Below are 7,197 nucleotides of genomic sequence, written 5' to 3'. Positions count from 1 at the left end.
TGCCGTTGGCCCGCGAGGATCCACCTCCTGCTTCTGCTCTCACGTTCACGGGTGGGACGCGTTCATTTCAATTCTCCTTGCAAGGCCGGTCGCGCTGCCGCGCGGCACGGCGTCAGCCGTTGAACCCTCGCCCGGCCTTGGCCAGCTCCGCGATCGACGGCGCCAGTTGCCACGCGTCGCCATTCGGCGCGGCCGCATGGCGGCGGATCGCACGCTCGACGTTGTAAAGGCCGACCGTGTCCGCGTACAGCATCGGGCCGCCACGCCACAGCGGGAAGCCGTAGCCGGTCAGATAGACCATGTCGATGTCGGACGCCTTCGACGCGATCTTCTCCTCGAGGATCTTCGCGCCTTCGTTGACGAGCGCGAACACGAGCCGCTCGACGATTTCGTCGTCGCCGATCTTGCGCCGCTCGACGCCGCGCTCCTTCGAATACGCGACGACCATCTCGTCGACGAGCGCCGACGGCTTCGCCTTGCGCTCGCCCGGCACGTAGTCGTACCAGCCGCCGCCCGTCTTCTGGCCGAAGCGGCCCTGCTCGCACAGACGGTCGGCGATCCTCGAGTACTGCAGATCGGGCTTCTCGACATAGCGGCGCTTGCGGATCGCCCAGCCGATGTCGTTGCCGGCAAGGTCGCTCATCCGGAACGGGCCCATCGCGAACCCGAACTTCTCGATCGCACGATCGACCTGCGCGGGCAGCGCGCCTTCCTCGAGCATGAAGAGTGCCTGGCGGATGTACTGCTCGATCATCCGGTTGCCGATGAAGCCGTCGCACACGCCCGACACGACGGCCGTCTTGCGGATCTTCTTCGCCACCGCCATCACGGTCGCGAGCACGTCCTTCGCGGTCTGCGCGCCGCGCACGACCTCGAGCAGCTTCATCACGTTCGCGGGGCTGAAGAAGTGCATGCCGACCACGTCCTGCGGACGCTTCGTGAACGCGGCGATCCTGTCGACGTCGAGCGTCGACGTGTTCGACGCAAGGATCGCACCGGGCTTCGCCACGGCATCGAGCTGGCCGAACACCTGCTCCTTCACGCCGAGTTCCTCGAACACGGCCTCGACGATCAGGTCCGCCTCCTTCAGGTCGTCGTAGGACAGCGTCGGCGTGATCAGCGCCATGCGCGCGTCGAGCTTCTGCTGCGTGAGCTTGCCCTTCTTCACCTGCGCGTCGTAGTTCTTGCGGATCGTGGCCAGCCCGCGGTCGAGCGCATCCTGCTTCGTCTCGAGCAGCGTGACGGGCAGCCCCGCGTTGATGAAGTTCATCGCGATCCCGCCGCCCATGGTGCCCGCGCCGATCACGCCGACCCGGCGGATCTCGCGCACCGGCGTATCGGCCGGCACGTCGGGAATCTTGCTCGCCGCGCGCTCGCCGAAGAACGCATGCCGCAGCGCGCGGCTTTCCGGCGTCATCATCAGCGCGACGAAGCCGTCCCGCTCGGCGACGCTGCCCTTGTCGAAACCGTTCAGCACGCCCGCCTCGATCGCGTCGATGCACTTGTGCGGCGCGGGGAAATTCGGCGCGGCGGCCCGCGCCGAATTGCGCGCGAACTGGATGAAGCCCGCGGCGTTCTCGTGGACGATCTTGCGATCGCGCACGCGCGGATGCGGCCCGTTCCGCGCGCCGGCCTTGCGCGCGAACACGACGGCCGCGTCGAGCAGGTCGCCGTCGGCCATCTCGTCGAACAGCCCGCTGTTCGCGAGCTGCTCCGAGGGCACCGGCGCGCCCGACACGATCATGTTCAGCGCGGTTTCGAGGCCCACCGCACGCGGCAGCCGCTGCGTGCCGCCCGCGCCCGGCAGCAGGCCGAGCTTCACTTCGGGCAGCGCGACCTGCGCACCGGGCGCCGCGACGCGATAGTGCGCGCCGAGTGCAAGCTCCAGGCCGCCGCCCATCACGACGCTGTGCAGCGCCGCGACGACCGGCTTCGCGCTCGCCTCCACCGCGCGGATCACGGTGTGCAGCGTCGGCTCCTGCTGCGCCTTCGGGGTATTGAATTCGGTGATGTCGGCGCCGCCCGAGAACGCGCGGCCCGCGCCGGTCAGCACGATCGCCGTGACCGACGGATCCTGCGCGGCGCGCTCGAGCGCATCCATGACGCCCTGGCGCGTCGACAGGCCGAGCCCGTTGACGGGCGGATTGTTGAGCGTGATGACGGCCACGCCGTCGCGAGTCGAGTAATCCACTGCCATCTGCCTGCCTCCATGCATCGCGCGCCGGGGTGGCTACGCTTCATTGTGCGCGGTCGAACGGCCGCATGTCCGGATCGAACGGAGGCAGCATACAACGAAAAAGCACGGTCGTTCAATTTGAATTTTCCCGATCCGGGGCCGGATCGGGAGACCGCCTGGTGGACCGTCGCCGGCCCCGGCTTACGGATTGCAGAGCGCCGTCGGCAGCACGTAGTCGCGGAACGTCTCGCGCAGCTTCAGCTTCTGCAGCTTGCCGGTCGCGGTGTGCGGCAGCGATTCGACGAACACGACGTCGTCGGGCACCCACCACTTCGCGACCTTGCCCTCGTAGAACGCGAGCAGCGCGTCGCGGGTCAGGTTCGCTCCCTCGCGCGGCACCACGACGAGCAGCGGACGCTCCGTCCATTTCGGGTGCGCACATGCGATGCACGCGGCTTCGGCGACGCCCGGATGCGCGATCGCGACGTTCTCGATGTCGATCGAGCTGATCCACTCGCCGCCCGACTTGATCACGTCCTTGCTGCGGTCGGTGATCTGCAGGAAGCCGTCGGGGTCGATCGTCGCGACGTCGCCGGTCGGGAACCAGCCGTCCGACAGCGGCGACGCATCGCTCTTGAAGTAGTGATCGATCACCCATGGCCCGCGCACCTGCAGCTCGCCGAACGCGACGCCATCCCACGGCAGCTCGCGCCCATCGTCGCCGACGATCCGCATGTCGACGCCGCAGATCACGCGCCCCTGCTTCTCCAGCAGCCGGCGCCGTGCATCGAGCGGCCGCTGCGACTGTGCCCAATTGAGCGTCGCGAGCGTGCCGAGCGGCGACAGCTCGGTCATCCCCCATGCGTGGATCACGCGCACGCCGTATTCGTCCTCGAACGTGCGCAGCATCGCGGGCGGGCACGCGGAGCCGCCGATCACCGTGCGGTTCAGCGTCGAGAAGCGCACGCCGGCCTCGCGCATGTAGTTCAGCAGCCCGAGCCACACGGTCGGCACGCCCGCGGAAAACGTCACGTGTTCGGCCTCCATCAGCTCGTACAGCGACTTGCCGTCGAGGTCCTTGCCGGGCAGTACGAGCTTGCCGCCCGTGAGCGGCACCGCGTACGGCAGCCCCCACGCGTTCACATGGAACATCGGCACCACGGGCAGCACGGCATCCAGCGCCGACAGGTTCATCGCATCGGGCAGCGCGGCACCGTACGCGTGCAGCACCGTCGAGCGATGCGAATACAGCACGCCCTTCGGGTTGCCGGTCGTGCCCGATGTGTAGCACAGGCCCGACGCCTGCAGCTCGTCGAGGCGCGGCCAGTCGTAGCGGCCGTCCTCGGCGTCGACGAGCGTTTCGTAGCACAGGTACGGCGTCGCGCCGGACGGCAGGTGCGCGGCGTCCGTCATCGCGATCCAGCCCTTCACGTGCGGGCACTGCGGCGCGATCGCATCGACGAGCGGCGCGAAATTGAGGTCGAAGAAGACGTAGCGGTCTTCCGCGTGATTGACGATGTAGGCGATCTGCTCGGGAAAGAGGCGCGGGTTGATCGTATGGCACACGGCACCCATCCCGCCGATCCCGTAATACGCCTCCAGGTGCCGGTAGCCGTTCCAGGCCAGGGTGCCGACGCGCTCGCCCGATTCGACGCCGAGCCGCGCGAGCGCCTGCGCGAGGCGCTTCGCGCGTTGCTCGCAGTCGCGGTACGTGTAGCGATGCAGGTCGCCTTCCACGCGCCGCGACACGATCTCCGTGTCGCCGGCATGACGCGCGGCATGCGCGATCAGCGACGACACCCGCAGCGGCATGTCCATCATCTGGCCCAGCAACGGCTTACCCATCGTCTTGTTCTCCCTGAAGGACGCGAATCGGTGACCAGCCTCGAAGCGGTGCGCCTGCTTGCGGCCCGTCCACGGCCCGGACAGGCCTGGCGCAACGCACGCGGGCCGCCATGCGGGCGGCGCGGCGCCGCCTTACAATATCGGCTTACCCAGAGGCGCTCAACATGTCGTTTTCCCGAAGCGCAGCCGATGCGGCTGACACTCTCCCCGACCTCGCCGCCACGCTCGGCACGCCGGCCGACGACGCGTTCGTCACGCTGGGCGACGCGTTTCATACGCGGCTGCCGGCCGCGCCGCTGCCCGCGCCGTACGTCGTCGGCTTTTCCGACGAAGTCGCGCAGCTGCTCGGCCTGCCGGCATCGCTCGCCGCACGACCCGGGTTCGCCGAGCTGTTCGCCGGCAACCCGACGCGCGACTGGCCCGCGACCGCGCTGCCGTACGCGTCGGTGTATTCCGGTCACCAGTTCGGCGTATGGGCCGGCCAGCTCGGCGACGGCCGCGCGCTGACGATCGGCGAACTCGCCAGTGCCGACGGCCAGCGCTTCGAACTGCAGATCAAGGGCGGCGGCCGCACGCCGTATTCGCGGATGGGCGACGGCCGCGCGGTGCTGCGTTCGTCGATCCGCGAATTCCTGTGTTCGGAAGCGATGCATCACCTCGGCATTCCGACCACGCGCGCGCTCACGGTGATCGGCTCCGACCAGCCGGTGGTGCGCGAGGAGATCGAGACGTCGGCCGTCGTCACGCGGGTGTCGGAGAGCTTCGTGCGCTTCGGCCATTTCGAGCACTTCTTCTCGAACGATCGCCCGGACCGGCTGCGCCAGCTTGCCGATCACGTGATCGACCGCTTCTATCCGGCGTGCCGCGACGCCGACGATCCGTACCTCGCGCTGCTCGAAGCCGCGATGCTGCGCACGGCCGACCTCGTCGCGCAATGGCAGGCGGTCGGCTTCTGCCACGGCGTGATGAACACCGACAACATGTCGATCCTCGGCCTGACGATCGACTACGGCCCGTTCGGCTTCGTCGACGCGTTCGACGCGAACCACATCTGCAACCACTCCGACACGAGCGGCCGCTACGCGTACCGGATGCAGCCGCGCATCGCGCACTGGAACTGCTACTGCCTCGCGCAGGCGCTGCTGCCGCTGATCGGGCTGCAGCACGGGATCGCCGACGACGATGCGCGCGCCGAGCGCGCGGTCGACGACGCGCAGGCCGTGCTCGCGAAGTTTCCGGAACGCTTCGGCCCCGCGCTCGAACGCGCGATGCGGGCGAAGCTCGGCCTCGAGCTCGAACGCGAGAACGACGCCGAACTCGCGAACAAGCTGCTCGAAACGATGCACGCGAGCCATGCGGACTTCACGCTGACGTTTCGCCGGCTCGCGCAACTGTCGAAGCACGACGCGAGCCGCGACGCGCCGGTGCGCGACCTGTTCATCGATCGCGACGCGTTCGACGCGTGGGCGAACCTCTACCGCGCGCGGCTGTCCGAGGAGACACGCGACGACGCGGCCCGCGCGGCCGCGATGAATCGCGTGAACCCGAAATACGTGCTGCGCAACCATCTGGCCGAAGTCGCGATCCGGCGCGCGAAGGAAAAGGATTTTTCCGAAGTCGAGCGGCTCGCGCAGGTGTTGCGCCGGCCGTTCGACGAACAACCGGAACATGAAGCGTATGCGGCATTGCCGCCCGACTGGGCCGGGTCGCTCGAAGTGAGCTGCTCGTCGTGACCCGCACGACCCGACCGACCGATCAGGAGAACTCCCACATGTCACACGATTCCGACGACAAGACCTTCCCTTACCAGAAGGACGACGCCGAACTGCGCCGCCGGCTCACGCCGATGCAGTACGAGGTCACGCAGCACGCGGCGACCGAGCGCGCGTTCGCCGGCGAATACACCGACACCGAGGACGCCGGCATCTACACATGCGTCGTCTGCAGCACGCCGCTGTTCGAATCCGGCGCGAAATTCCATTCGGGCTGCGGCTGGCCCAGCTACTTCAAGCCGCTCAACGGCGAGGTGATCGACGAGAAGATCGACCGCTCGCACGGAATGGTGCGCGTCGAGGTCCGCTGCAACCATTGCGGCGCGCATCTCGGCCACGTGTTCGAGGACGGTCCGCGCGACCAGACCGGTTTGCGGTACTGCATCAATTCGGCTGCGTTAAACTTCGAGTCCCGACCCGAAAACGAATGAGCGGCGCCGGACGGATCGGTCGGGCAGCCTTGCCGGCTGCCCCGATCCCGGACGGTGGCGCGCGGCGGGTCCCCACAACGGTGAAAGGCCGCGCGATGCAGCCTTTCACGCAGCTGCGAGCGCCATGAAATTCCTGTTCGATCTGTTTCCGATCATCCTGTTTTTCGCCGCCTTCAAGGTCTGGGGCATCTTCACCGCCACCGCCGTCGCGATCGTCGCGACGCTGGCCCAGGTCGCGTGGGTCGCCTTCCGGCACCGGAAGGTCGACACGATGCTGTGGGTCAGTCTCGGCGTGATCGTCGTCTTCGGCGGCGCCACCCTCGTCCTGCATGACGAAAAATTCATTCAATGGAAACCGACTGTGCTGTACTGGCTGTTTGCGATCGGGCTGCTGGCCGCGCGCTATGCGTTCGGCAACAACCTGATCGAGAAGATGATGGGCAAGCAGCTCACGCTGCCGCACCCCGTGTGGGACAAGCTGAACGTCGCGTGGGCGCTGTTCTTCGCGATGCTCGGCGTCGCGAACCTGTACGTGGTGCACAACTACACCGAATCGCAGTGGGTGAACTTCAAGCTGTTCGGCACGACGGGCGCGATGGTCGTGTTCATCATCCTGCAGAGCCTGTGGCTCACGAAGTACCTGAAGGACGAATGACATGACCGACGCCTTTCTCGACGCCTCGCCCGACGAGCGCATCGCGCTGATCGAAGCGCGCCTCACCGCGTCGCTCGCGCCGCTGTCGCTCGCGGTGCGCGACGACAGCGCGCAGCACGCGGGCCACGCCGGCGCGGCCGCCGGCGGCCACTACACGGTCACGATCGTGTCGGCCGCCTTCGCGGGCAAGCCGCGCGTCGCGCGGCACCGGCTGGTGTATGATGCGCTCGCTGATGCGATGCAGCGCGGCATTCACGCGCTCGCGATCGTGGCTTACACGCCCGAAGAATTCAACGAATCTTCAATCTAGTCTCAACA

Annotated in this window: 6 protein-coding genes; 4 read left to right on the top strand and 2 right to left on the bottom strand. The window is 67.7% G+C overall.

Annotated elements, in window-relative coordinates; translation table 11 throughout:
* Positions 1–112: 112 nt before the first annotated feature.
* Entirely contained in the window at positions 113–2,197 is a 2,085-nt protein-coding gene (locus DIE22_RS20835) for a 3-hydroxyacyl-CoA dehydrogenase NAD-binding domain-containing protein (RefSeq protein WP_124606004.1), read from the bottom strand.
* Between the two features lie 180 nt (positions 2,198–2,377).
* Positions 2,378–4,021, bottom strand: a complete 1,644-nt coding sequence (locus DIE22_RS20830; RefSeq protein WP_124606003.1) for a 3-(methylthio)propionyl-CoA ligase — start codon at positions 4,019–4,021, stop codon at positions 2,378–2,380.
* Between the two features lie 164 nt (positions 4,022–4,185).
* Here DIE22_RS20830 and DIE22_RS20825 point away from each other — a divergent pair, with 164 nt between their 5' ends.
* From DIE22_RS20825 to DIE22_RS20810, 4 genes are all read left to right on the top strand, one after another.
* Positions 4,186–5,754: a YdiU family protein gene (locus DIE22_RS20825; protein WP_124606002.1), complete on the top strand. Its 1,569-nt coding sequence runs from the start codon at positions 4,186–4,188 to the stop codon at positions 5,752–5,754.
* Between the two features lie 38 nt (positions 5,755–5,792).
* Positions 5,793–6,224 carry a peptide-methionine (R)-S-oxide reductase MsrB gene (msrB, locus tag DIE22_RS20820; protein ID WP_124606001.1) on the top strand — a complete coding sequence of 144 codons (432 nt, stop codon included), beginning with the start codon at positions 5,793–5,795 and terminating at the stop codon, positions 6,222–6,224.
* A gap of 124 nt (positions 6,225–6,348) precedes the next feature.
* Positions 6,349–6,879: a septation protein A gene (locus DIE22_RS20815; protein ID WP_124498663.1), complete on the top strand. Its 531-nt coding sequence runs from the start codon at positions 6,349–6,351 to the stop codon at positions 6,877–6,879.
* 1 nt (position 6,880) lies between these two features.
* Positions 6,881–7,189, top strand: a complete 309-nt coding sequence (locus DIE22_RS20810; RefSeq protein ID WP_012364068.1) for a BolA family protein — start codon at positions 6,881–6,883, stop codon at positions 7,187–7,189.
* Positions 7,190–7,197: the final 8 nt, after the last annotated feature.

The organism is Burkholderia sp. Bp9142 (assembly GCF_003853415.1).
In the GTDB taxonomy this organism is placed as follows: Bacteria; Pseudomonadota; Gammaproteobacteria; order Burkholderiales; family Burkholderiaceae; genus Burkholderia.
The sequence above is the reverse complement of the archived record's forward strand: the minus strand, read 5'-3'. Positions and strand labels throughout refer to the sequence as shown.